The organism is Pelagibacterium sp. H642, from assembly GCF_031202855.1.
Lineage (GTDB): Bacteria > Pseudomonadota > Alphaproteobacteria > Rhizobiales > Devosiaceae > Pelagibacterium.
In genome coordinates this window covers 60810-82257 of record NZ_CP101830.1, presented here as the reverse complement: position 1 = coordinate 82257, position 21448 = coordinate 60810, and the positions used below count along the sequence as shown (strand labels likewise).

Genomic DNA, 21448 nt, shown 5'->3' with positions numbered 1-21448 from the left:
GGGCTCTTTTTCTTGCGATCGACTCTGCTAATCGTCGTTTTTGGCTTGCCACCTCCCCTAGGTTGCTACCGCCGAGCCGTTCCACGTTCCCGATCCGATGTGCGGCTCACCTCGATCCATCGATATATTGCTGGCCGTCATCCTGTTGTGCCAGAGTCGATCGTCTGGTCCTTGGTCGCCTGAGGTCAGACGCTTCTAACCCTCAGGAGAGGCTCAGTCTGTCGGCTGGGCCTCTTTTTTGTGACAAAGCCTCCATCCATGCTACGCTTGGGAACCGATAGGAGGCCACGATGTTCTGCTTTCGCGAAGGCTGGGCCAAGCGACGGCCCAAGCACGAAAACTACTACTTCACCGATAACTGGAGCCGACTGCCTGCGTGGCTGCGACACACAGCAAAGCCAGAGCGCGTCGAGATCGAACCCGATTGGGATCTCAGCGATATAGTGGAAGAGGTCGAGCGCAACGGATATACGCTCAGGCGTCGAGTCCAGGTTGACCCGAGGGCGGCTGAATAGCCATCCCGATCACATAGCCTTCCCCCGCCCTACCGCTTTACGGCGGGGCAGGATCGTGGTGTCATCCGCCCATGCTTGGGGGAAGCAGATGACCACGAGAATTGGTTTTATCTCGCTCAGCCAGTACGCCTCACGCACCGGCTGCATCGTCTTGCCGCTCTCCCACCATGCCGTGGCGAGGATATAAGCCGTCCGTAGTGGCAGGCTTTGCGCCCAAGTTGATCACGTTGCTCATAGTGCACCTGTCCGAAAGCGCCGGAGCGGCTTGGCGCCCCGACAGTGTGAACGTTAAGCCACCAGCGGCAGGCTAAGACGCCCTCATCGAGGGCAACCATCCGCTCCTCGGGGCGTTCAGCCATGTTCCCGATAACCGCTCTACGCCCCGAACATGCTCCAATGGATTTCCGACAACAGCGAAGTTCTCAACCTTGTCGCCAACTGGGCGATGGTTTTGATCTGGATCGTCTACCTGCAGGTCTTTCTGCTGAGCTTTCGGCGGCAGACACTCCCGAAGATCGTGATCAATCGCGCGGCGGGTTCGACCCTGGATGCCGCCTGCTTCGTCAGCAACATGAGTTCTGATGCGATCTATATCGAAAGTGTGCTTGTTGAGATCGGGGCCGGCGATGATACGCTTGGATGCACTATCACCGACTTCGAATTTTTTGACGGCGAGAAGGGTAGCGACGATCCCAAGCTTCGCACCTATCAAGGAACGCTTGGTCCCTCCCAATACACCTCTCTCGGTAAGTTCGAAGATCTGATCGCGTCAGTTGCGCGACGCACTGGCCATGACGTCGAAAACTTGAAATCAGCCGGCGGCCCGATCACCGTGGAGATCACGATCATCGCGGATTACGCTTCCGAAGACCAACTCATTGGAGCCAGGCGCAAGTTCCGCGCGACGTGGGAAGGCGATCATTGGAAGCTGATCGCCGAAACAACGGAAACCCAACAGATCAGGTCACCTCGCGAGCGGAAGCGCATCTCGGAGCTTATCGCAGCAGACGAATGACCGTCGCCGGGGCAGTCATCCGCCCCGGCGTGAGAATCAACCGCGCCGGTTGAGCTCGGCCTCAATCGCGGCGTTGGCTTGTCACGGCCACCCCACTGGGCATGACCTCGTCTTGTTTGGCGTCACTGACGCCGGGAATTACCAGGTCGGAGTGACGCCGGCGGCCTGCGCCAGCTGGCGGGCCTTGGCCGGGTTCTCCGTCATGAGTTGCTGCTGACGGGTCAGGTTCGGCTTCTTGCCATTGCTGCTGTCCCAGGGATTGTCAGCGATCCGCTTCCCATCACTGCCACCAGCATCGCCGCCCGTGGGCTTGGCAACGAAGTGCTTGCCGTCCTGCTCTTCATAGAGCGAGCGGAACTGTTCCTCGACACTGTCGAGGCTGTCGATGATTGCCTTGAAGGCCACTGGCCTTTCTCCTTGGGTTTGATGCCGGTCACTGCCGACCATGGAAAAGCCCGCCTCGGGAGCCGAAGCGGGCGATAAAACTAGGTGGCACTAAATTAGCCGCCGCGGGCCATTGATGGCGCTCTCGGGCGCTCAGGGCCCTTCCGTTTAGGACCGGCGATCAGTCCCTCGCGGATTGCTTTTTTCCGCGCCTCTTTTCGCACGCGGCGCACTGCCTGTGCTGCCTCTCGTGCCCGCTTTTCAGAGGGCTTTTCGAAATGCCTCCGAAGCTTCATCTCGCGGAAAACACCTTCACGCTGGAGTCTCTTTTTCAGCACCCTGAGTGCTTGGTCGATGTTGTTGTCGCGGACTTGTACCTGCAAACAGCTTCCTATCTTGGTGGCCGCCTCACCCCGATGGGCAAGCGGAGGAAGCGCTGGGGAGCGCTCCTGAGCACGGCCTAACATAATTGGCGCGGAACTGCACCCCAGTGCATCTGCCGGCTACAGGTCTGAGCTGCCAAGCGGCAATAATTTGCCTCTCCTGGCTCAACGCCGTGGTCGATATCCTCTTTGTCGATCAGCCCTAGCTCGCCCGCGTAATCTCGCTCCGCCGAGGAATCTCGCCGCGCTGGAGATTCTCATAGAGCGTCTGGTACGAGATCGCGCCGGATTGCCAGACACGTACCAGTGCCTCGGCTTCTGCCGGAGTCATGGTGGCATCGACGAAGCTCAGATTGGGATTCACGGTCACCCTCTCGGGGGCCTGCCCGATCATCACCGCAATATTCCGTAGCGCCTTCTCCAGCCCTTGAGCGCTGGATTGGGCGATGCTGGTCAGTGTGACGGTTTCGGCAGCGAACCGTATGCGAAGGGCGTCACCGCTCTCCGCAGTCCTGTGCTCGGCGCTGTTGAACGAACGCGCTCCGGCCTGGGCCGCGTTCTGCCGCTCGTCCTGCATGGCAACGCGATGGGCACCAATGCCCGTGCCGGCGGGGCCGACATACTTCACGTCGGGGCGGGCCGCCTCGTCACCGCTGCCCTGCTTGATCGTGATGACCGCCCCTGCCCCAACGGCATCGGGCGCATCGCCATTGATGATGATTAGCGTTTCCTGCCCCGTCATGAAGGCTGCCAGCGGTAATTCGCCGAAAGCTGATAGAGCGCGATCGCCGATCGGGCCACACCGACCAGCGGCGGCAACTCGGGCGACAGTGACAGATCACGAGCGCCGATCACCACAAACGGACAGCGAAGCATTGGCGCGGCCAGTCGGGTTGATCGGCTCGCCCGCCGAGCGCCCAGTCCCGGTGTAGGGTCCTTACGTGTACCGGCCATCAACCATCTCGAGTACGGGGAAACCGCTCCTGATGCTCCCAACGGAAACCCTCACGACGCAAGCCGCTCTCGTCGAGCACGAACATGGTGCGATCGTCGGCCCAGTTGATCAGCGCTTCGGCACTGTAGCCGGCCAACAGGGCAGATCGCTGCCCTCGGTCGCGGCATCTGCGAGAAGCGAATACCGGCCCGTCGTCAGCAGCTCGGCGGTGATCCGGCGATGCAGAGCCTCAAGCGGCAGACCGTCCTTGGTCGCCTTCTCCCAGAGCGGCTGCATCGCATCCGGCATTTCGATCTGGGCTTCGGTGCGATGGATGACACCGACCATGCCGTCGACCGTAGGCGCCACGATCTCGGGGAACTGCGCACGCTTCTGCTAGGCGGCATACAGAGCCCGCCCACCATCGGCCTGCGCCGAGAAGCCCGACGGCTGCGGAAGATAGTTCGTGCTCGCCGCTTTGACCGCCGTTTCGCCGGCCGTCGTGTCGCGCATAAGCTCCCACTTATCCGCCATCGCGATATAGGAAGGGTGCTTTGTATCAACTGCGTCGGGTCATCTAAGCTTTCCACGAAAAAGGCCGCCCAATAGGGCGGCCACTCGAACCTCCGGTACACCTGTTGGATTTCAGGGCACAGGCGGGCGCCGTTGTATCTCTGCGGCAAAGTTGGCTATCGCTGCGCTGTAGAGGTCTGGCCGCTCAAGGAACCCCAAGTGGTTCACACCTTCAATGATTTCGAGCCGCGCCAGGCGGGAACTTGCCGCAATGGCTTTGCTTGCTTCAGCCTTCGTCACGATGTCCAACTCGCCGCCTATGACCAGCACCGGCACGTTGAGGTCCGAAAGGGCTCCGGTGGCATCCCAATTGAACATGGCCAGGTTGCCCTTGGCCTGATCGCCTGGCGAGTTGCGGGTGGTGAGCAGCGAAACATGATTGAGCTGGCTGCGCGTCACATACTTGCCGAACCCGAACCGGTTGGCGATGTGCGTCCAGCCGCTCAGATAGCTCTGCCACGCCATCAGCCAGACAATCGGCTGGAGAAGCATTGTGAGGCGCATCGCCGGCTCGAGAATCGGCTTCCGCAGTGCCTGCATCAGGCCCGACAAGATCATCGTCTTGAGCGGGTTGGTGTAGGTTGTGTTGAGCAAGACCACGCCATCGACTTGCCTTGAAAAGAGATCGGGGTGATCCCGGGCTAAGGTTTGGATCGTCATGCCGCCGATGCTGTGGCCGACCAGTACAACAGGTTCGGGGCCGGTCCTGGTCTCGATGAGGCGCCGGAGTTCGGCGGCAAACGTGGTTAGGCCGATAACAACGCGATCCCGAGGAACAGATTTTCCCATTCCCGGCAAGTCCCAATTGATCAGCCGGACTCCACTGCCGATGTCTTCCTTGGTGTATCCCCACACAGAGCTGTCGAGCGACCAGCCGTGGGTAAGAACGATTGTGACCGGCCCCTGACCATGCTCTCCAACATAGATTGTTCCGGTTTCCCCCTCGACCAATTGCCCGTCGCCGTGCTCAAAACGCGCGGGACGCTTGTCGCCTTTGGCCAGCAGGAACGGCACAACAAAACGGCCCAGAAAAGACCATGCCAGCAGCACCAGTCCCAGCCAAAGCCGCCAATACTCACGAATTCGCGTTAGATCGCCTTCCTCGTCGACTAACGTATCACCGGAGTACCAGGTCCAGAGCAGGTATGCGGAGACACCCAGCACAACGAGCGAAATAAGGATGCCGAAGAAGCGGATAACAGACAGCAATGGCATGTTGGGCTCCGACCAGATTGCCGTCGAAGAACCCATTGATCTACATTGCGTTCCACTGCCGTTCGCGTTGTATGTGCGCAGCGGACCGTGTGAGGCGAATACCGATGCCCACGCCTTCTACCAGCGGCTTAGCTTCCAAGCAGTGGGGCGCCGTGCTTTTCCCGCTCTTGCGGTTGGAACGAACCGCGCCTCAGTAGAGCCCTCGAACCGTGGTCGTTGTCGTCTCGGCCTTTCGATTGCCCACCAACCCAAGCTTGAGGATCGTGCCGGCCACATCGTTCTCGTGCAGACGCTGCATGATGACGACGACCGCAGACCGTTCCAAATCGTTTAGACGGTCCGAGACAGATTCGCGGAACACGCGCACCGCAAGCGACGTCAAAGAGCAGGCGAAAGTTCGAAACCAACTCGCTCATGGCGTACTTTGGATCAACGAAGGCACTCCGACGCTCGGTCCACACTTGAGCAACGTCAAAGCACTCGAAAATTTTTCAGCCTTGGATACGCCGGCCACATCACAGCCGACACGATTGAGGTTATCCGAACTGAGTTTGGCGCATTCCACGCTGAACTTGCCAAATTTGAGAGTCGGCTAGGCATGGAAGTCATGAGCTTCGGCAGGCCAATAATCCTGCCAAACCAACATCTCTAGGCAGTTGTCGCTCTAAGCATTCCGCGACTTCCTCCCGAGTGCATAAGCCTCTCTGCCGTCTTGCCCTTGGCGAGAGCCTGGGCGAAGCTATCATGGCGTTGGTTTGGGAGGATGGGCATGGCGCTCGATTTTTATGATAGGCACGGTCAACCGCGATTATATTCTGACGACGGGGAGCACTTGTTCGACTGGGCTGGCAATCCAATCGCCTATCTAAAGGATGGGCACATTTACGGCTACAATGGCGCTCACCTGGGTTGGCTTCACGACGGATGGCTCGTGAATAATTCGGGACATCGGCTTCTGATTGATGATGGCGCCACAGGCGGACCGATGAAGCCAATGAAGAAGGTGAAGCCGATGAAAAACTGAAGAAGCTCAAGCCGATGAAAAGTTTGCGGAAGCTCCGCTCCCATGAAGCCTTTGGTCAGCTCTCGTTGGGATGACTTTGATTGGTGAACGTTGGGGCAAAGAGTTTTGGAGACCGGCGCGCGCTCAGTGCTCACCCATTGAAGCCCGAGGCGCCGCTGAGAACCGCGAGCAGAAGGCTAGACGCAATGGATAGACACCGATGGAACTCGTAAAGGACCTCTTCAGACACGCTACGGGGCTGTCAGATCCGGTTCTGCACGTACTGATCGGGATGGGGCTCTATTTAGTTTTTGTGGCGCTATTGAAGCGCCCCTTGCGCAGTTGGCTGCCCCTTGCAGCCCTCCTTGGCGTAGAATTGCTGAACGAGGCGTTCGACGCTGCCGAGGACTTTGGTTCCATCTATGGCGTCAGTATCAGAGGCAGTCTGTTCGACATCGCCATCACGATGGTTCTACCTGGTGCTATCGTTCTCTGTGCGACTGCGTTCCACCACGCACGTTACCGTCATGTCCGGCATCTACGCTGAGCCGAGGCGCCCCATCTTCTAAAGCGATGTCTTCAAGGCAGTTTCCTTGCGGCTGAAACAGCCTAATCTCGGCGCTCTGCTTGGTTAGCGCGAGCGGGATCGGTATGGCGTCCGGCCTAGACTTCGTCCAATTCGTTGATCACGCCCTCGGCGCCTTTTGGATCAACTCTTTTTAGTATCTCGTCGATCTTGGCCTCGATGCGGTCGCTACCCTCTTTGGACTGAGGTGAGCCGACGTAGAGCAGAAGAGCGAGGCCACCGACCTGCCACATCAGCTGCAAAAACTCCGACTGCCAGTTCTCGAACGTGGCCTCAAGCATCTGGAAAACGTATTCCGAGGTTTCTAGTGGCACACCGTGATCTTGTTGTTCGTTGACGAAGGCGAGCCAGCCGAAAAACCAGTGTCCCGCGACAGATATGATGAAAAAGCCCAACGTGACCCAAGCGTAGCTATAGCGACTCCAAACTGAACGGCCAGGCATTTTCTACTCTCCTGCTGCTGCAGAAGTGCAACGCCGGGCTATTTCAACATGTTCCCTTCGGTGCTTGGCCGGGAAGGCCGCACACCTATCTTGAGTTTACGGCCAAACCGTCTGCCACGTCTCAGAATTGATTGCTCAATAGGCACCTGTTACAGGGCGTCGGCCCATAGACCGAAGCTCGCAGCCCGCGCGGCCAACAATGGATAAGAAGCTCATTTGCGGCATCCTCGGAGGCTTGCTTCTAGGCACAGTCTTGGTGCCGGTCGTGGGCAACAACGGCCCCGTATTGTTTGCCTGCATCTCTGGCGGCACATTGGCAGCAGGTATTTGGCACTTCATCGAAAGATTGCGGAAGCGCTGACCACTTGGGCCTTGGTGATCGCCGAGCCAGATAACCGTCATTTGCAGCGCATTTTAAGATTTGGCTTGATGTTGCTTTAACGAGCCCGATGATACCGCCGTGCTCCCATGCGAACCATGATTGAACGACGAAAAGAACTGCGGGAACAGCCGGTTTTGCGCGGTCCCGCAGCCATCATTGAAGGGCCGACCTCCGTCGAGGTGACCATTTTGAATGCTTCGAGTGGCGGGTTGATGATCAGAGTGCCGCCGGGGGCGGCGATTTCGACTTTATTCACTCTCAGCATTGGCGAGCATCTGCAGTCCTGCCATCTCATTTGGAGGCACGGGAAGCTGCTCGGCGCTCGCCTCTCGAACTGAATCGACGCCGGACCTCGGCCGCCCGGCTGGCGATTACTTGTTCATTCAAGGCGGCTTCGCTATGGTCCTGTCGAACAGGGGCCATGCCTATGCCGGATAAAAACCGATCAGTTGCCGTCACAATCCGATCCGACAAGGACGGTCATTGGGTTGATTGGTCCAAGGACGACGAAACCGGATCGCTTGGGCCATATCAAGAGGCCCAGATGGCCGAAGACGTCAGAGAAGCCAAAGAGCGCGAACTCACGGCTAACGAAGGGCACATCGACGACGCGCGATAGACCGCGTCACCCGAGCAGGTGACGCGGCGATCCGATCTAATCTGCTAGGCCGTTGCCGAGTTCGTAGTGCTTTTTGGAATGGCCGCAAAGTCGACCATCTCATCCAGCGCCATAAGCGCATCCTTGATGGCGTCTATCGTGACTGCAGGGCCCAGCAAATACGACCGAAACGCCGGCGCACCGGGTACAGCGTGGATGTCGGACGCCCAGTATGCGAGAAGCTGACGCTTCCGCTCCAGCGAGAGCATCGGGTCCTGAACTATCTCGCTCGGTGACATGAACCCCATCAGATCACTATCACTGACGGTTGGCTCGTCGAGATATCTCGCACCTGAATTGATCCTCATAGCTACATCCTCTTTTGAGCAATATAGATACGAGGGAGGCTGATCTTGCCTCCCGGCCCGTCCTTTGACGCGGCCAGCAATGATCTTGGAATTCGAAAATCCGAATTCAAGATCGCGAGATCAACCAGATTGTGCGGCGATATCTCGCCTCGCTTCGGGGATTGAGCGACAGGTGTTTCAGCCATCGAGAACAGGCGAAGAATTGCCCGATTTGCGCAGCGCGATCAAACGGATGATTGCAGGCCGTGAGAAACCGGTTCAGGAAAGAAAATACCTGATGGTGAGGGTAACCCCTTTTCCGGATGAAGGTTGAGCCAGGACCTCATTGCGAGAGCCTCACAGCCCCTTCATGACTTCGCAACACACGGGCATCCGGTGGTTTGGATCGTTTGGGTAGCCGCATCAACCCGCATGGAAGAACGTTTTGCGGACATCATGCCCCGCACCTCCGATCAAGGTGAGGTGAAAATTCCGGAAAACATCAAAGAAAACATCATCCTTGGATAAGGATGGTGGGCGATAACAGCAGGCTATGCGAGCATCGGGACACGCTTTCGAAATCGGGCGGCCTGAGCGTTAAATAGCGCAAGGGTCAACGCCGCCTGTGGCACGCAGCGTTCCAACTCGAAGTCCAGCGGTACAGTCTCGATGGTGGTTGCAAGAGACAAATAAACCGCACCGCGTGGCCGTGCGTTCAATGGCCACTTACCGCAGTTGCAAGCGTCTACCTCCACGCCCTGACCACCAGTTCGCATTGCGTGCGCGCGAAAGGCTCACATTGGCGCAGCAATGGCTTACCCCAATGCCGATACTGTCGGATCCATCTCGAAAGACAGACATGTGATCGGTTGGGCCATTGCGCCGCCTTGATCACGAAGTAAGTTCGTGTGTCCGCCTTGGTCGGGGGAGCTCTTAGCCGACAACCTCAACCGTCACTGGAGCGGTGCCTGGTCCGACCATGCCGATTGCATCGGCTGCACCCCTGGACAGGTCAATCACCCGGCCACCGACGAAGGGCCCACGGTCATTGATCCGCACGACGACGCTTTTGCCGTTGTTCTGATTGGTCACTTTGACCTTGGTGCCGAAGTTGAGAGTTTTGTGCGCAGCGGTCATGGCATGCATGTCGTAGCGTTCGCCATTTGCTGTGAGCCGGCCGTGAAAGCCGGGGCCGTACCAAGAGGCTACGCCCACTGAAGTCGACGCAGCGGCAACCGCTGATGGCACTAAAGAAGTGACCGCTAAGCCAGCGCCAAGAAAGAGAGCCACAGCAATCGTTGAGATTTTTTGCATTTGTTTGGAACCATAATTCGTATGTGGTGATTATGGCGCCGCGTTAAATGGGACAGATATGGCCTCAAAGAGAGGCGAGCTTGACTGAAAAAAGGTGATTTCACGAGGTAGTCCCCGCTTTCTCCGCAATCTTTGCCCCATTTTTAGCATTTGTGTTGCAGCCTTGGTCGTCAACCCTCACCACGACGGCTAGATGACGCAGGGGTGCAATTCAACGTTGGTCTCAACATGAGATGGTATGGGTCCGGTGCGAGACTCGGCAGCCGGTTGATCGAAGAATCGCAGCTTTGGCATGAGCATCAAGGCTGCCGCTTAGCGGCGGCATCTTTCGGTGTACGTCCCGTCCTTTCGGCGTTTTGCGCCATTAAGGCTCCACGGCGTGGGGCCTTTCGCGTTGGTGGTGACGGGAGGTGACCATTTGGGTCTGCCGCGGTTTTCTTGATCACATTTACTCGGCCGGAGCCCTAAATCCGCTTGCGCCGGCTCTGTTGCGCGTTGGGCTGAAAACCACCACTGCGAAGATCAGAACACCGACGAACGTTACAACTGATCCGGCGGCTACGAAGGGCTCCATTGCGACATTGCCCGACAAAAGCAGGTACAAGCTGCCCACCATCACCACCACGCCCATCATGTAAACACCAAAGTGGACCATGGGGAGCAATCCCTCCGCTTTCGTCGGATTGTGGGCGTAATATCCTGCGAACAGAGCGCTCGTGACCCAGCCGAGAAGGTTGATATGCGCGTGTGCGCCCAGGACGCTATGATTGCCCGACATCGCCATGTTTATGCCGATGCCTATGCCGATGATGAGGAACAATATAGCTGCCTTGAAGAATAGGTCGGATATTGTGGGCATTGAATTCTCTCCCTCCATCTTAGGAGAACGAAAAGTACAGCCGTCTAGGGGCTTAGAATAGGTAATCAAAAGAGCTAGTTCTCAGAACTGCCTCAGTTTCGGAGGCGTGCGGGACGGCCGCCGACGCGGGCACCCTGATCATCAGCCCGTCGCGCTAGGTATCTAAAACCAAACCTCAACGCTGGTTGACCCCACAATATTCAGCGCGGGGGCCTTGTTGAACACGAACAGAACTGCGTGAGTCCCCCATGTTTGGATTGCATTAGGGCAGTGGAAGCACTGTCCTCACTAGAGGATCCCGCAATCAATCTCAAAAATGCTTCAGAACTAATCGCACGATCATGACTTGTTGAGTTCTAGGCGCCTGCACAGTCTTGGCAACTTGACCACAAAGGCTTAAGCAGTCCTTTTCCTCAGCGAATCTTGAAGAAGGGCACCTAAACTTCCGGCTGGCACCGAGTGCTTTTGTCGGAATTGCGGCCGATCGCGGGGAGCAGCCTGGGCATCATCAGCCGCCATTGGTCGTCACACAGAGTGTGGAATAAGGCCAAGCTAACTCATACCAACGCGGTCTCGATGTTGGACGGCTAGACCTGGGCTGCTGCCCCTTCAGAAATCGGATCCGCGATCAATCTTAACCCGCTCGAAATACAGACCTGTTTTGAGGTTCGTTCACGTGGAGGCTTGGTCGACAACTGGTGACCACCGCAATACGCTGCTCAAAGCATTGATATCTGGCGCTCCCTCCAAGGAATTGTTGAGGAACTGATCGCCCACTGAGCGCGAGCTAAGTAGACGCTGGCGCCGGCCGACTAGCCGCAATTTTTAAATGATCCAGAAAATGCGCCGAAGGGAGCCGATCGGTCGTGCTTGCAACAAAAAGAGGCCCGTTGTGGATCACGGGCCTCTTTCCCTTGCGACAGGGGCCAACTAGCCGGAAACTGAGGACATCAAGCTAGAGCACGCGATTGCGCATCGTCGGCAACTGCATGTTCCATTGAAAAGAAAGCCATCGAGTGAAAGAGCGAAAAAAGACCCGACCGAAGCCGAGCCTGACTGAGGGCTAGTCCGTCCGGCCCAAAGGTGAAAGGCCAGGCGGCCATTGACTCACAAAACCGCGCTGCTGGCAACTATAGCATTTGGTTGAGGGGGGTGCCGCCCACCGGAAGCGGGCGCGTGGGCGGGCGGCTCTGCAATGCTTGGAGGCTATTGCGACTACATCTATGCCACAGATCAGCAAGTGTGGCCAGTGATGCCGGTGCGATCGAGGTGAGCCGCTCATCGGAAACGAGCTGAACGAGACGATGAGCAGCTCGGCCTCAAGGATGATTGCAATGATTAGGAGCATGGCGTGTCCGAACGCCCATTGCGGGGCGGTGATTGCGGCGATTCACTTCTGGCAAAAGAACCCCCGCCGAAGCGGGGGATAGGCTGCTTCTGAAGCTTCGGAGATGAACCACACTTCAGCCCCAAGCTGAACACGATTCGACTGCACCTTGCAACGGTGCACGCCGATCATCGATCAGGCGCTCAAGCTTTCTTCAAGCCTAGCGCTGGTCGCTCTTTTCGATCATCATTGCAGCCGTTCTGGGTTACATCGATGCTGCTTCTCGCGAGGCTTACCCTTCACCCTAATTAGTCGCTCACCGCCCGATGCATGGATACTCCTTGCTTCTTTTCAGTCCCGCTTAGTTCCGGGGCGTTTCGGGCGCGGGCCGCTCGTATACGCCCACGATCTCACCCTGCCCCACCACATGTCCTTCGGCCGAATGGGCAACCGGGATACTGGCATCGGCTTGGAAGCTGGCCCTCCGCTTCCCCAGCATAAGAGATCCGGTAGATGATGCCGTTAAAGTCGTCGGCGACGAGGAGTGAGCCGTCCTGATCCTCGACTATTCCGGCAAGGCGCGCCAAGAACCCGTAGCCTCCGTCCTCATAACCGATGAGAAAACCTTCAGCGAAATGCTCCCAGGCCACAGGCTCGCCGTCTTAGAAATCCACCCGCGAAATTTCATAGCCGCTGGGCGGGCGGCGGTTCCAAGAGCCCCGCATGGCTATGAACGCATCGCCGCGAAATTCCTCGGGAAAGGCAGAGCCCTCATAAAAGGTCATCTGCATCGGCGCACCGTGAGCCGTGTATCCAACCATCGGCTCTTGGCTTTGAGCCGCCCATTGTTCGAGCGAAATGCCCTCGGGCGGGTTGTCCTGCGGGTTGAACTTGGAAAAGTCGTACACATAGGGCCAACCATACTGCTTGCCCTGTTCGATGAGGTTGAACTCTTCGAGCTGCTCCTCGTCACCAAGCCAGTCGATTCCATGGTCGGCACCGAAAAGCCGGCCGGTTGAAGGTTGCCAGTCGAACCCAATCGTGTTGCGCAATCCGCTCGCGAAGATGGTGCGGCTGGCACCGTCCGGACTGGCGCGCAACATTGTCGCGCTCTCGGGATTGGTTTCGGCGCAGGCGTTGCACGTCGATCCGGCACTGATGTAGAGCATCCCGTCGGGCCCCATCGCCAGCGTACGGTTCGGGTGTTGCCCGCCATCGGGTAGATCATCGATGATCCGGGTCAGTTCCCCAAAACTGCCGTCGTCATTGACGGGCGCGTATAGATGTCGTTGACCGTCGCCAGATAGGCGGTATTGCCGTCGAACGCGATGCCATGCATTCCGGGCCGGGCGGCTACGGTTCGGAAATCCTCGAAAATCCCGTCCTCATTCCCGTCGAGCAGGCGGATGACATCGCCTTCGGTTCGCCGCGTAGCGTAGACTTCACCACTTTGATGGATCGCCAGCATTCGCGTATTGCCGAAATCGCGGGCCACCACAGTGATCTCAAACCCTTCTGGAACCTCGATTTGTGCCGCAAGCTCTGCATCATCGGAGGTGGTGATAGGCTCGGGCTCGAGCACAGATCCGCTAATTGTTGCATCCGAAAATTCGCCGATCTCGCCTTGCGGCTGGCTGGATGCTTGCGCGATCGCCATAACCGACAGGGCGAGGACAAACTAATAAGTTTCGCAAAAGGTACCGTGACCATGGCAATTCCGCGAGAAGCTGTTTTCCGGCAAAGGCCGACAACCTGCCGCCGTTCCTGGTCTCAATGCAGGTTAGCGAGTTGCGCTGTTCGGAAGGGCGCGGACAGCGCTATGGTTGGGAACTTGATAGGTGCTGTGCCAGCTATCGCACTACTCACATGATGGAGGAGCACATGGGTGAGCGACTCGAAGACAGGATCAGGGCTCGCGCTCAGGAGATTTGGGAGGAGGAGGGTCGGCCGTCCGGCAAAGCAGAAGAGCATTGGCGGCGGGCGTCCGAAGAACTCAAAGAAGACGCCATCGACCCGCGAACGCATCCATCTTCTGGCGAGCCGGGTACCTCTTCGCTCGAATCCGGCGGCACAACGCTGTCCGCAGACTTGGAGCCCCGTAGCGCTAGCCGGGGCAGCGTAGCGCAAACCGGGGCCGCGCAGGCGAGATTGGGTCGATAGGCACCAACCCGGCAGCGCTTAAGAGAGCACACATAGCAATCAGAGCCAATGACTGCTCTTATTCTTAGGCTAGCACTTGTGCTCTCGTAGGGTGCTCGGCACATCCGACGGCGCGCCTTCACCGCTATGGTGCCTCTGAAATATCCGGCGTCAGTTCGCCAGCTTCGAGCGAATCGACGGTATCGTTTGCTTCGCGTTCCTCCATTCGATCGAGCGGTGTTCCGTCCAATACGACGGTTCTCTGGGTATAGACATCGACAACCTTCCAGAGCTCCTCGCCTATTGCCCGCTTTTCGTATCGTGCCGCCATTTGTCAGCTCCTCAAGATTGTTCACCATCGCAGCATGGCCGAAGCAATCCTGCGTCAAACTCGTGCAACGGCGCACCATTTCGGGCGGTTCCCGTTGGTGGAGAAATGGTTCATCTCTAGAGGGTTTAGCGCAGCTGGCCGAGGGAACCCGCTCTACGTCAGGGGCTTCCTCCACCACTTACCTATCAATTGAAAGGAGTTTGGTGTGGACGAACTGCCAAAAAATGTCGAAGAGGGAATGGCCGTCTTCGATCGGGATAACGAACGCGTCGGCACAGTCGAAAAGCTGCGGTTCGGCGACGAGGCAGCTGCGCGCGGTCAAGCTCGGCAAAATCCTGGCCAGCAGGGCCTGATCAACAAACTCGCTGAAGCCATTTGGCCCGATGATATGCCCGAAGGCGAACGGAGAATTCTTCTAAGCGAGGGATACCTGGTGCTCGATGCCGATGGACTGATGGCGAAGGATCGATTCATCCGCCCCTTCCAGATTTCTAAGGTTGACGATAGCGGGGTTCATCTAACCGTTTGTCGTGATGATCTCGCCAAAACATGATCCGCGGTCGCCTTTTTCTCGAACGGATGCACCTAGACCGAGAGGGTTTGAGGCGACGGTCGGTATCAAGCTTTCGCGCGGATCGGAATATCACGCCGACCGTTGGACTTTCGCTCTTTCATGAAGAAAAGTGCAAATGCTATGTCGGGCGATCACACGCTGATTTCACTGCTTGACCGACTGGCGCAGCGAGTTGGCGAGGAGGAAGTTTCGATCAAAGACCTTGTCGACACAATAGGACATAGAGCGTTTCCGGCGCTCATTCTTGTGCCGGCACTGGTCATCACATCCCCGGCCAGCGGTATTCCGGGTCTTTCAGCTTTAGGCGGCGTAACCATCGCGATCGTGGCCTCCCAATACGTTTGGGGCCGAAAATCTGTGTGGCTCCCTAAGTTCATTCTCAAGCGTACACTGCCGTCAAACAGGCTCAAGCAGGCGATAGGTTTCCTCCGACCGCCGAGCGGGTGGATCGATCGCATCTTAAGATCTCGCCTGACCTTTTTGGCCGGCAAGCCATTCAGCCAAGTCCTCGCAATGGTTATCATGCTGCTCGGGCTGACAATGCCGCTGCTCGAGTTCGTGCCGTTTAGTTCGTCCATTGTCGCCGCCGTGATCAGCATTTTCAGTCTGGCATTGCTTTTTCGTGATGGAGTCCTCACGCTCTTGGCCATGGCGATACTGCTTGGTGGCGGATATGCTGTATATGGTGTTCTATTCGTGTGAGCGGGCACTTGGAAAGTGGGAGATGCTGATGGTCAGTGGCACCTGAGCCATTAACAACGGACAGGTCCACAGCGCTATGAAGAAAAGACGGGAGCGTTCGGATGGAGGGGCTGGTTGATGCAGTGGTGCCTACATCAACCATGGAGTCCAGCCATGCGAGAAGACATAGTGCCCGGAGCGCAATTTCCCGATTACGTGCTTCCCAACCACACTAAGACGCCGCGGCGGCTTTCGGATCTTCAGGGCGACCAACTTATGATCGTCGAGCTCACGCGGGGCGCGTTCTGTCCCAAGGACCGCCAGCACATGCTCGAGCTCGTGCGGTTTCACCCCCAGTTCGTCGTTGGCTCATCGAGCCGACTGACAACTGATCGACGATTCTCAATTGGCGGGCGGTTTCGAGCTGCCCGTTCTTACTATGGATGCGATCACCTATCCGCCTCTCGACACGCCAAAACAGGTCGCCGAAGATGTCTGGGTCGTCGATAGCGGCCCGCACGAGGTTGCGGGTCTGAGCCTGCCGGTGCGCATGAGCGTGTTTCGGCTTACAAGCGGCGATTTGATCCTCATCTCTCCAACGCGCCTTACCGAACAATTGGTCACCAGCCTTAAAGAGCTCGGAACGATCAGGCATCTGGTCGCGCCCAATCTTGCGCATTGGTCTTATATCTCGGCCTGGCAGGCCGGGTTTCCTCGAGCGATTTGCTGGGTAGCTCCAAACCTTCGTCGGCGGCCGAGCGCGAAAGCCAAGCTCAGGATTGATCATGAGCTTTCCGACGCGCCTCCAGCAGCTTGGCGAGGTGAGGTCGACACCGTCGCGGTCCGCGGTTTGGGACTTGCCGAAATCGCGCTTTTTCATTCGGCAAGCCGCACCTTGGTCCTCACAGATCTCATCGTTAATCTGGAGAGAGACAAGCTTTCGGCCCCGTTGGCGTTTGGGGCGGGCCTCATGGGATCGCTGGCTCCGAGCGGCAAAGCTCCGATCTACACACGTTTTCTCATGCGTCTGGGTGGGAAGAAGGCTGCCGGCGCCGCAAGACGGCTCGTTGCGCTGCAGCCTGAGCGCGTGATCTTCGCGCACGGCACTTGGTTCCAGTCCGACGCCACTGGGCGGTTGAGAGACGCACTCTCGTGGTTGTTGTGAGTTTTCAGCCATCAGTGGGGATTTATTTACGCGGGCCGGAGTCTATCGCGCTTTCTCAAGCACCTCAGCTAGCACCTGTTCCAGTGCGGTCGGCGTGATCTCTAAACTCGCAAGCCCAGGAATCTCACCAGAAGCAATGTTGTCGCGCCGCATCAGCTCGATCTGGTTGCGCGTGATCGGCGGCGAAGGCAGCATTTCAGCTCCAAGCGAGCGGGCGCCAGAGCGCGAAAGGAAGCGGCACAAGCACTCGCCTCTTGCCGATTTGACGAGATATCGTTTCAACCAGTGACCGGTAGGTATAGGTCTTGGGGCCGCCCAACTCGTAGCAGGGAGCGTGAAGCGCCCTGGTCATGGCACAGACAATCGCTTCCGCCACATCCTCGACATGGACAGGCTGGAGCTTGGTTCGCCCGTGCCCGAACAACCCAAAGACAGGAAAGCGTCGCAGCAGGTCGGCCAGCGGGGTCAGAAGCCCGTCATCGGTTCCGAACATGATGGCGGGCCGGATCAGAATCGCGTCCGGGAAAGCGGCGCGCACCGCCCCTTCTCCCTCGCCCCGGAGCGAATGTAGGGTGAACGCGAATCGGAATTGGAGCCGATTCCCGATATCTGAACCAACCGCCCTACGCCGGCGTCGCGCGAAAGCCGTGCCAGTTGTGCGGCGGCCTTCACGTGGACTGAGCGAAAAGTATCCTGATCCTTCTCAACATAGAGGCTGACGGCATTGACGACGCCATATGCGCCTTGAACGGCGGCGGAGGTCGATTCCTCGCGGCCGCCGCGGCAGCTGTCCAATTCGCCGTTCCTGCTATAACGCTGGCAGTTGGCAAACAGCAGCCGCAGAGGACGCAGGATTGCAGGTCCGCAGTTGCAAAGTCAGCGCTTCGCAGTTTGCTCAGACTCTCTGAGGGCGACGTATTGTGCGGTCACCATGCCGATATTGTCATTGATCCACTGCGCCATTCTCTCTTCCTCGTCGAGCGTCTGCTGCAGCAGGGATGATATGTCGCCGTCGGCGATCTGATCGCTCAACTGGAGGAGCGACTTGTAGGCAGCAATCTCGTAGTGTTCGAAGGCATAGTTGGCGAAAGTGTCCTTGATGATTTCGTCGCCCGCTGCTGCGTGAGTGAGCGCAGCCATGCTGCCCCCAGCGGAGAGCACCATGTCCTTGAAGCCCGAGTGTTGTTCCTCGATCCTGGCAAGGATTCGGTCGAGCCGATCAATCGGGCCCTCGGTCTCTGAGATGTGCTGTTACCTCGCCGATGTGCGTTGGCGTAACCTGACGGCAATCCTGCTCGCAAGAAAGGGCGTTCCTGCGCGATACCTGACCGATTGAGTTTGCGTCAGGTCATCTCCAGTGGCGTCGGCAATTGCAGTCTACCGCATTAAGTTTGCCTTAAGGGAGAACAATCTCCACCGGTTTGCTGTGTCACAAGTAAGTCCAAGTTCGCGAGATCCCGCCCAGCAGCAGGTGGGTGCCGGCATCTGCTTACGCAATCAAAACAATGGTTGAGCAGGAAGTCCATGACGGCAGAGATCCGCCGCCTTCTTCCATGCCAACCAACCTGCAGAGTTGAGGAGGAACGAAGCCTCCTAGGCTGAGTTGCGAAAGTAATGCCAAGCAAAGGGAAGGACTATGCAATGTTTTACACCGACTACAAGCTGCAATACCCCGTGAGGGTTGAGACGCCAGACCCGGCATTCGCGCGCGCCCTCCAGCAGGCAATCGGCGGCGTTGAGGGCGAGATTCGGGTCGCGATGCAATACATGTTCCAGGCCTGGGGCATGAAGGGGCCGAAGTCTTCGCGTTATCGCGATCTGCTGCTCAACACTGCATCCGAAGAATTAGGGCACATCGAGATGCTGGCGACGGCGGTGGCGCTAAACCTGGAAGGAGCGCCGCTCGAGCTACAGGAGGAAGGAGCGGCCGATGCGGCCGTCGGCTCAATCATGGGAGGCCGCAATTTCCGCCAGTTCCTGTCAGCCGGTCTTGCCGCTCTGCCGGTGGATGCCGACGGGGTGCCGTTCGACATGAGCCACATTTATGCCTCGGGCAACATTGCTGGCGATATGTATGCCAACATCACCGCCGAAGGCACCGGTCGAACCCTTGCAACTCGGTTGTACCACATGACGGCCGATGCCGGCATGCGGGACATGCTGGCCTACCTGATCGCGCGTGACACCATGCATCAGAACCAGTGGAAGGCAGTGATCGAAGAACTGGAGGCCGAGCGCCCCCAGATGCCGGTTCCGAACTCCTTTCCACAAGAGTCCGAAAACCAGGACTTCAACTATGTATTCCTGGGCTTCACCTCAGACGGAGCCGAGCCGCCGAGCGGTCGCTGGAGCGAAGGGCCCTCGATCGATGGCAAGGGCGAGTTCACCATGCAGCCGATGGAACCCTTGGGTGAAGTGCCACCGCCGCCGCCTGCGCGACCGGGAACCTATCCGCAAACAGCCCAACTGGCGGAGGAATGATATGGGACTTTCTCGCAGATTATTTCTTGCATCCGCCGGGTCGGGTGCTCTCGGCATGAGCGTCGGAGCGACAAAGACGGCGTTCGGCGCCAGTGCACCCATTCCTCTCTTATCCACCTACATCGCTGGAACAGATCGCTATGCCGCGCCGTCGCTTGTGCAAGTGCTTGAGACGGGAGCTGTTCTGGAGTTGAGACGTGAGCCCGCCAACCGATATGACACGCGAGCGGTGTCGGTCTGGACCACCGAAGGGCACAAGCTCGGCTATGTGCCGCGCATTCACAACCAACCGCTCGCCAACCTAATGGACGTCGGCATTATCCCAGAAGCTCAAATCGGTCGGATTAAGGGTCCGCTCGACCGGCCCGACATTGCCTTGTCCATCGCGGTTGCCTTGGCAAGCTGAGGCAGTTTCGGGGCAGGCGGGGTGCCGCCTGTCCCTCACCTAGGGAACGCGCTCTGTTCAGGCTCGTTAGCGGGTCAGGAGCAAGGTATAGAGGGCAATGCTTCCGCCCAAGACTCATGCCGTGATCGACTATACCGTCGGCATTCTGCTTATCTTGTTGGGTTCGCCAACGGTGGTCCAGCCCAGTGGATACCGACAATACTGGCTGCCGGCACCATCCTTTACAGCCTCCTAACCGATACGAGCTGTCGGTAGCGCAGGTGATCCCCTATAAGGTGCACCTCGGAATCGACGTGGTTTCAGGTGCCTTGCTCCTGATTTCACCGTGGCTATTTGGCTTTTCCAGTGAAGTATTTTGGCCTCACGTCGTGGTCGGCATAGCTGAGCTTGGGGTGGTGGCGATGAGCTGGGACGCCACGTCACGCACCAGCACCGCCTAGCCGCAGCACGTGGAGCCGGCCGGCGCGAGCTAACCCAACGCCGAAAGACGATCCGCCGTCTGGAGCATGCGTTCCAAACTTGAGTTGATCCATTCACGCCAGCGGGGGCCGCGCGATAAGCCGACCTCGTCGGCTTGTGCAAGATTGTTTGGCCGATCTTGAGAAAGGACTGCTACAAGGAACTCGGCTTGGGCCCGATCCTTTCGGCCTTGAGCTGATCGGCACCGCCCGACCGCCGATCAGTCACGATCAGCTTGTGTATTGCGCAACGCTTAGGACGAGGCATCTGAACCAAAACGCCTTCGACCGCGTGGATCGGGTCTGCAATGAGAAAGGTCAGATAGTTCACGACTTGGGCGCTCACACTCAATTCAGGCAATGGCTTGATTGTTTCCTCCGAAAGCGGGCGTTAGAAATTCAACCATGGCCTCGGAATGGCTCTGCCGCCATTTCCAGATCTGTCGATTATTGATACCCGGGATGGGATCGAACTTGAGTAGCTTGAGGATTTCGGCGGGATTTTCCGATAGCCGTTCGAAGCTCGCGAAATCAATGTCTTCCGGTTTGGGTCAGTTCCTCGTAATCCATGCGCACACCGAATTCACCTTGGTAGAAGCTGTAAGCTGAGATCCCGGCGATAGTACCGCCGAGGCGAAATACGCCTTCTCGGGAGAAGACGAGCAGCAACGACCCTGTCTCGCGATCGGCCGCAATGAAGCCCTCGGCTCGAAGCGTTTTTGCGAACCTCGCCATTTTCTTGCGGCGCTCTTCTGCGTTCTCTTTTAGCGCCTCGGCCCGATCCAGGCGTAAACGCAACTCCGGTTATCTTCGCCGAGATACCGGCTCATCATCTCGGTCCCGCTCCGGAAGCGGTCGTAGAGATAAGTTCGCCCATTGCGTTGCCGCTCCTCGAAGGTGCCAATCAAACTGAAGGCCCTTTCGTCGAGATGAAGACGTAGTAGGTCTTGATAGGCCACAGCGGCCGCACGGCTATGCGAAACGATTTTCACAGCGACCTTCCTTCATGCTGTGTGCATCAAATCAAAGATTGATGCACACAGATTAAAGTGCGCAGCTGATGCGCATCGCGAACACCCCAGCGATGGATTATATGACCGGTCGATGCCGACCCCGCTCAGCTAACATTGCCTTGTGGTCCTGAAGGCTCAGCACTTAACCAGATCACACGTTCGCCTAGCAGAAGAACAAAAGGGGCCAAGAGGCTCCAACTGAGAGACAAAATGAATTTTCACAAATGAGGAGCTTCTCAAGTCCGACTTGAATTTCCCGAACGTCCCATCGGAAATCTTCGGCACCGGCACCATGACCAGAGCGTGTCTTTCAATGCGCATT

31 protein-coding genes and 2 pseudogenes are annotated in these 21448 nt (G+C 57.8%); 14 read left to right on the top strand and 19 right to left on the bottom strand.

Features of this window, described 5'->3' with window-relative positions; all coding sequences use genetic code 11:
• Positions 1-290 precede the first annotated feature (290 nt).
• Complete coding sequence (locus NO934_RS18645; protein WP_309164195.1) at positions 291-515, top strand: hypothetical protein; 225 nt, start codon at positions 291-293, stop codon at positions 513-515.
• A gap of 388 nt (positions 516-903) precedes the next feature.
• Entirely contained in the window at positions 904-1530 is a 627-nt protein-coding gene (locus NO934_RS18640; RefSeq protein WP_309164194.1) for a hypothetical protein, read from the top strand.
• 138 nt (positions 1531-1668) lie between these two features.
• Here the strand turns inward: NO934_RS18640 and NO934_RS18635 are convergent, their stop codons facing one another.
• The 7 genes from NO934_RS18635 to NO934_RS18605 form a co-directional block, all read right to left on the bottom strand.
• Entirely contained in the window at positions 1669-1935 is a 267-nt protein-coding gene (locus NO934_RS18635) for a hypothetical protein (RefSeq protein ID WP_309164193.1), read from the bottom strand.
• Positions 1936-2030: 95 nt separating this feature from the next.
• Entirely contained in the window at positions 2031-2381 is a 351-nt protein-coding gene (gene rpsU / locus NO934_RS18630; protein ID WP_375143317.1) for a 30S ribosomal protein S21, read from the bottom strand.
• Between the two features lie 118 nt (positions 2382-2499).
• On the bottom strand, positions 2500-3039 hold the full coding sequence (locus tag NO934_RS18625) for a DUF4055 domain-containing protein (protein WP_309164191.1): 540 nt from the start codon (positions 3037-3039) through the stop codon (positions 2500-2502).
• Positions 3036-3173 carry a hypothetical protein gene (locus NO934_RS18620; protein ID WP_309164189.1) on the bottom strand — a complete coding sequence of 46 codons (138 nt, stop codon included), beginning with the start codon at positions 3171-3173 and terminating at the stop codon, positions 3036-3038. Before NO934_RS18620 ends, NO934_RS18625 begins: the two co-directional genes overlap by 4 nt.
• 187 nt (positions 3174-3360) lie before the next feature.
• Positions 3361-3600, bottom strand: coding sequence for a hypothetical protein (locus tag NO934_RS18615; protein ID WP_309164188.1), 240 nt, complete (start codon positions 3598-3600; stop codon positions 3361-3363).
• Positions 3601-3876: 276 nt separating this feature from the next.
• Complete coding sequence (locus NO934_RS18610) at positions 3877-5019, bottom strand: alpha/beta hydrolase (protein ID WP_309164187.1); 1143 nt, start codon at positions 5017-5019, stop codon at positions 3877-3879.
• 190 nt (positions 5020-5209) lie between these two features.
• Entirely contained in the window at positions 5210-5380 is a 171-nt protein-coding gene (locus NO934_RS18605) for a hypothetical protein (protein WP_309164404.1), read from the bottom strand.
• 408 nt (positions 5381-5788) lie between these two features.
• On the opposite strand from NO934_RS18605, the gene NO934_RS18600 reads away from it, so the two are divergent.
• Together NO934_RS18600 and NO934_RS18595 are read left to right on the top strand one after the other, a co-directional pair.
• Complete coding sequence (locus NO934_RS18600) at positions 5789-6043, top strand: 4-fold beta flower protein (RefSeq protein WP_309164186.1); 255 nt, start codon at positions 5789-5791, stop codon at positions 6041-6043.
• A 199-nt stretch (positions 6044-6242) separates the two neighbouring features.
• Positions 6243-6569 (top strand): hypothetical protein, encoded by a 327-nt coding sequence (locus tag NO934_RS18595; RefSeq protein WP_309164185.1) that lies wholly within the window; start codon positions 6243-6245, stop codon positions 6567-6569.
• A gap of 116 nt (positions 6570-6685) precedes the next feature.
• Here the strand turns inward: NO934_RS18595 and NO934_RS18590 are convergent, their stop codons facing one another.
• Complete coding sequence (locus tag NO934_RS18590) at positions 6686-7051, bottom strand: DUF6766 family protein (RefSeq protein WP_309164184.1); 366 nt, start codon at positions 7049-7051, stop codon at positions 6686-6688.
• 468 nt (positions 7052-7519) lie between these two features.
• On the opposite strand from NO934_RS18590, the gene NO934_RS20700 reads away from it, so the two are divergent.
• Complete coding sequence (locus NO934_RS20700) at positions 7520-7771, top strand: PilZ domain-containing protein (protein WP_375143316.1); 252 nt, start codon at positions 7520-7522, stop codon at positions 7769-7771.
• Between the two features lie 325 nt (positions 7772-8096).
• On the opposite strand, the gene NO934_RS18585 is transcribed toward NO934_RS20700, so the two are convergent.
• Positions 8097-8399, bottom strand: coding sequence for a hypothetical protein (locus tag NO934_RS18585; protein WP_309164183.1), 303 nt, complete (start codon positions 8397-8399; stop codon positions 8097-8099).
• A gap of 79 nt (positions 8400-8478) precedes the next feature.
• On the opposite strand from NO934_RS18585, the gene NO934_RS18580 reads away from it, so the two are divergent.
• The gene (locus tag NO934_RS18580; RefSeq protein ID WP_309164182.1) at positions 8479-8712 is read left to right on the top strand and encodes a hypothetical protein; all 234 of its coding nucleotides are present in this window, start codon (positions 8479-8481) and stop codon (positions 8710-8712) included.
• On the top strand, positions 8709-8906 hold the full coding sequence (locus NO934_RS18575) for a hypothetical protein (protein ID WP_309164180.1): 198 nt from the start codon (positions 8709-8711) through the stop codon (positions 8904-8906). Before NO934_RS18580 ends, NO934_RS18575 begins: the two co-directional genes overlap by 4 nt.
• Before the next feature lie 405 nt (positions 8907-9311).
• Here NO934_RS18575 and NO934_RS18570 read toward each other — a convergent pair.
• The 5 genes and pseudogenes from NO934_RS18570 to NO934_RS18550 all read right to left on the bottom strand — a co-directional run.
• Positions 9312-9590: pseudogene (locus NO934_RS18570) on the bottom strand (septal ring lytic transglycosylase RlpA family protein); the annotation flags it as partial.
• Between the two features lie 550 nt (positions 9591-10140).
• Positions 10141-10551, bottom strand: a complete 411-nt coding sequence (locus NO934_RS18565; RefSeq protein WP_309164179.1) for a hypothetical protein — start codon at positions 10549-10551, stop codon at positions 10141-10143.
• A 1688-nt stretch (positions 10552-12239) separates the two neighbouring features.
• A complete protein-coding gene (locus NO934_RS18560) occupies positions 12240-12377 on the bottom strand; it encodes a hypothetical protein (RefSeq protein ID WP_309164178.1) in 138 nt (45 codons plus the stop codon).
• Between the two features lie 163 nt (positions 12378-12540).
• Positions 12541-13110, bottom strand: a complete 570-nt coding sequence (locus NO934_RS18555) for a PQQ-dependent sugar dehydrogenase (RefSeq protein WP_309164387.1) — start codon at positions 13108-13110, stop codon at positions 12541-12543.
• Between the two features lie 8 nt (positions 13111-13118).
• A complete protein-coding gene (locus NO934_RS18550; protein ID WP_309164177.1) occupies positions 13119-13535 on the bottom strand; it encodes a hypothetical protein in 417 nt (138 codons plus the stop codon).
• A 116-nt stretch (positions 13536-13651) separates the two neighbouring features.
• Here NO934_RS18550 and NO934_RS18545 point away from each other — a divergent pair, with 116 nt between their 5' ends.
• Positions 13652-14038 carry a DUF2934 domain-containing protein gene (locus NO934_RS18545; protein ID WP_309164176.1) on the top strand — a complete coding sequence of 129 codons (387 nt, stop codon included), beginning with the start codon at positions 13652-13654 and terminating at the stop codon, positions 14036-14038.
• Positions 14039-14162: 124 nt separating this feature from the next.
• Here the strand turns inward: NO934_RS18545 and NO934_RS18540 are convergent, their stop codons facing one another.
• Positions 14163-14348 carry a hypothetical protein gene (locus tag NO934_RS18540; RefSeq protein WP_309164175.1) on the bottom strand — a complete coding sequence of 62 codons (186 nt, stop codon included), beginning with the start codon at positions 14346-14348 and terminating at the stop codon, positions 14163-14165.
• Between the two features lie 205 nt (positions 14349-14553).
• Here NO934_RS18540 and NO934_RS18535 point away from each other — a divergent pair, with 205 nt between their 5' ends.
• From NO934_RS18535 to NO934_RS18520, 3 genes are all read left to right on the top strand, one after another.
• Positions 14554-14901, top strand: a complete 348-nt coding sequence (locus tag NO934_RS18535; protein ID WP_309164174.1) for a hypothetical protein — start codon at positions 14554-14556, stop codon at positions 14899-14901.
• A 120-nt stretch (positions 14902-15021) separates the two neighbouring features.
• Positions 15022-15624 (top strand): exopolysaccharide biosynthesis protein, encoded by a 603-nt coding sequence (locus NO934_RS18530; RefSeq protein ID WP_309164173.1) that lies wholly within the window; start codon positions 15022-15024, stop codon positions 15622-15624.
• Between the two features lie 385 nt (positions 15625-16009).
• A complete protein-coding gene (locus NO934_RS18520; RefSeq protein WP_309164172.1) occupies positions 16010-16768 on the top strand; it encodes a DUF4336 domain-containing protein in 759 nt (252 codons plus the stop codon).
• A 42-nt stretch (positions 16769-16810) separates the two neighbouring features.
• On the opposite strand, the gene NO934_RS18515 is transcribed toward NO934_RS18520, so the two are convergent.
• The 3 genes from NO934_RS18515 to NO934_RS18505 form a co-directional block, all read right to left on the bottom strand.
• Positions 16811-16963, bottom strand: coding sequence for a hypothetical protein (locus NO934_RS18515; protein WP_309164171.1), 153 nt, complete (start codon positions 16961-16963; stop codon positions 16811-16813).
• Position 16964: 1 nt separating this feature from the next.
• Positions 16965-17306 carry a hypothetical protein gene (locus tag NO934_RS18510; RefSeq protein WP_309164169.1) on the bottom strand — a complete coding sequence of 114 codons (342 nt, stop codon included), beginning with the start codon at positions 17304-17306 and terminating at the stop codon, positions 16965-16967.
• A 338-nt stretch (positions 17307-17644) separates the two neighbouring features.
• Entirely contained in the window at positions 17645-18013 is a 369-nt protein-coding gene (locus NO934_RS18505) for a DUF892 family protein (RefSeq protein WP_309164386.1), read from the bottom strand.
• 396 nt (positions 18014-18409) lie between these two features.
• On the opposite strand from NO934_RS18505, the gene NO934_RS18500 reads away from it, so the two are divergent.
• The 3 genes from NO934_RS18500 (at position 18410) to NO934_RS18490 (ending at position 20095) form a co-directional block, all read left to right on the top strand.
• On the top strand, positions 18410-19249 hold the full coding sequence (locus tag NO934_RS18500; protein ID WP_309164168.1) for a manganese catalase family protein: 840 nt from the start codon (positions 18410-18412) through the stop codon (positions 19247-19249).
• Position 19250: 1 nt separating this feature from the next.
• Positions 19251-19655 carry an HIRAN domain-containing protein gene (locus NO934_RS18495; RefSeq protein ID WP_309164167.1) on the top strand — a complete coding sequence of 135 codons (405 nt, stop codon included), beginning with the start codon at positions 19251-19253 and terminating at the stop codon, positions 19653-19655.
• A 185-nt stretch (positions 19656-19840) separates the two neighbouring features.
• Positions 19841-20095 (top strand): SPW repeat protein, encoded by a 255-nt coding sequence (locus tag NO934_RS18490; protein ID WP_309164166.1) that lies wholly within the window; start codon positions 19841-19843, stop codon positions 20093-20095.
• 29 nt (positions 20096-20124) lie between these two features.
• On the opposite strand, the pseudogene NO934_RS18485 reads toward NO934_RS18490, so the two are convergent.
• Positions 20125-21105: pseudogene (locus tag NO934_RS18485) on the bottom strand (GSU2403 family nucleotidyltransferase fold protein).
• Positions 21106-21448 lie beyond the last annotated feature (343 nt).

Excerpts from the sequence above, each read along its gene's own strand:
- NO934_RS18645 (WP_309164195.1), top strand. The coding sequence starts at position 291 with ATGTTCTGCTTTCGCGAAGGCTGGGCCAAGCGACGGCCCAAGCACGAA.
- NO934_RS18640 (WP_309164194.1), top strand. The coding sequence starts at position 904 with ATGCTCCAATGGATTTCCGACAACAGCGAAGTTCTCAACCTTGTCGCC.
- rpsU (WP_375143317.1), bottom strand. The coding sequence starts at position 2,381 with ATGTTAGGCCGTGCTCAGGAGCGCTCCCCAGCGCTTCCTCCGCTTGCC.
- NO934_RS18625 (WP_309164191.1), bottom strand. The coding sequence starts at position 3,039 with ATGACGGGGCAGGAAACGCTAATCATCATCAATGGCGATGCGCCCGAT.
- NO934_RS18620 (WP_309164189.1), bottom strand. The coding sequence starts at position 3,173 with ATGCTTCGCTGTCCGTTTGTGGTGATCGGCGCTCGTGATCTGTCACTG.
- NO934_RS18610 (WP_309164187.1), bottom strand. The coding sequence starts at position 5,019 with ATGCCATTGCTGTCTGTTATCCGCTTCTTCGGCATCCTTATTTCGCTC.
- NO934_RS18600 (WP_309164186.1), top strand. The coding sequence starts at position 5,789 with ATGGCGCTCGATTTTTATGATAGGCACGGTCAACCGCGATTATATTCT.
- NO934_RS18595 (WP_309164185.1), top strand. The coding sequence starts at position 6,243 with ATGGAACTCGTAAAGGACCTCTTCAGACACGCTACGGGGCTGTCAGAT.
- NO934_RS18590 (WP_309164184.1), bottom strand. The coding sequence starts at position 7,051 with ATGCCTGGCCGTTCAGTTTGGAGTCGCTATAGCTACGCTTGGGTCACG.
- NO934_RS20700 (WP_375143316.1), top strand. The coding sequence starts at position 7,520 with ATGCGAACCATGATTGAACGACGAAAAGAACTGCGGGAACAGCCGGTT.
- NO934_RS18585 (WP_309164183.1), bottom strand. The coding sequence starts at position 8,399 with ATGAGGATCAATTCAGGTGCGAGATATCTCGACGAGCCAACCGTCAGT.
- NO934_RS18580 (WP_309164182.1), top strand. The coding sequence starts at position 8,479 with ATGATCTTGGAATTCGAAAATCCGAATTCAAGATCGCGAGATCAACCA.
- NO934_RS18565 (WP_309164179.1), bottom strand. The coding sequence starts at position 10,551 with ATGCCCACAATATCCGACCTATTCTTCAAGGCAGCTATATTGTTCCTC.
- NO934_RS18560 (WP_309164178.1), bottom strand. The coding sequence starts at position 12,377 with ATGCTGGGGAAGCGGAGGGCCAGCTTCCAAGCCGATGCCAGTATCCCG.
- NO934_RS18550 (WP_309164177.1), bottom strand. The coding sequence starts at position 13,535 with ATGGCGATCGCGCAAGCATCCAGCCAGCCGCAAGGCGAGATCGGCGAA.
- NO934_RS18545 (WP_309164176.1), top strand. The coding sequence starts at position 13,652 with ATGCAGGTTAGCGAGTTGCGCTGTTCGGAAGGGCGCGGACAGCGCTAT.
- NO934_RS18540 (WP_309164175.1), bottom strand. The coding sequence starts at position 14,348 with ATGGCGGCACGATACGAAAAGCGGGCAATAGGCGAGGAGCTCTGGAAG.
- NO934_RS18530 (WP_309164173.1), top strand. The coding sequence starts at position 15,022 with ATGAAGAAAAGTGCAAATGCTATGTCGGGCGATCACACGCTGATTTCA.
- NO934_RS18515 (WP_309164171.1), bottom strand. The coding sequence starts at position 16,963 with ATGCTGCCTTCGCCGCCGATCACGCGCAACCAGATCGAGCTGATGCGG.
- NO934_RS18500 (WP_309164168.1), top strand. The coding sequence starts at position 18,410 with ATGTTTTACACCGACTACAAGCTGCAATACCCCGTGAGGGTTGAGACG.
- NO934_RS18495 (WP_309164167.1), top strand. The coding sequence starts at position 19,251 with ATGGGACTTTCTCGCAGATTATTTCTTGCATCCGCCGGGTCGGGTGCT.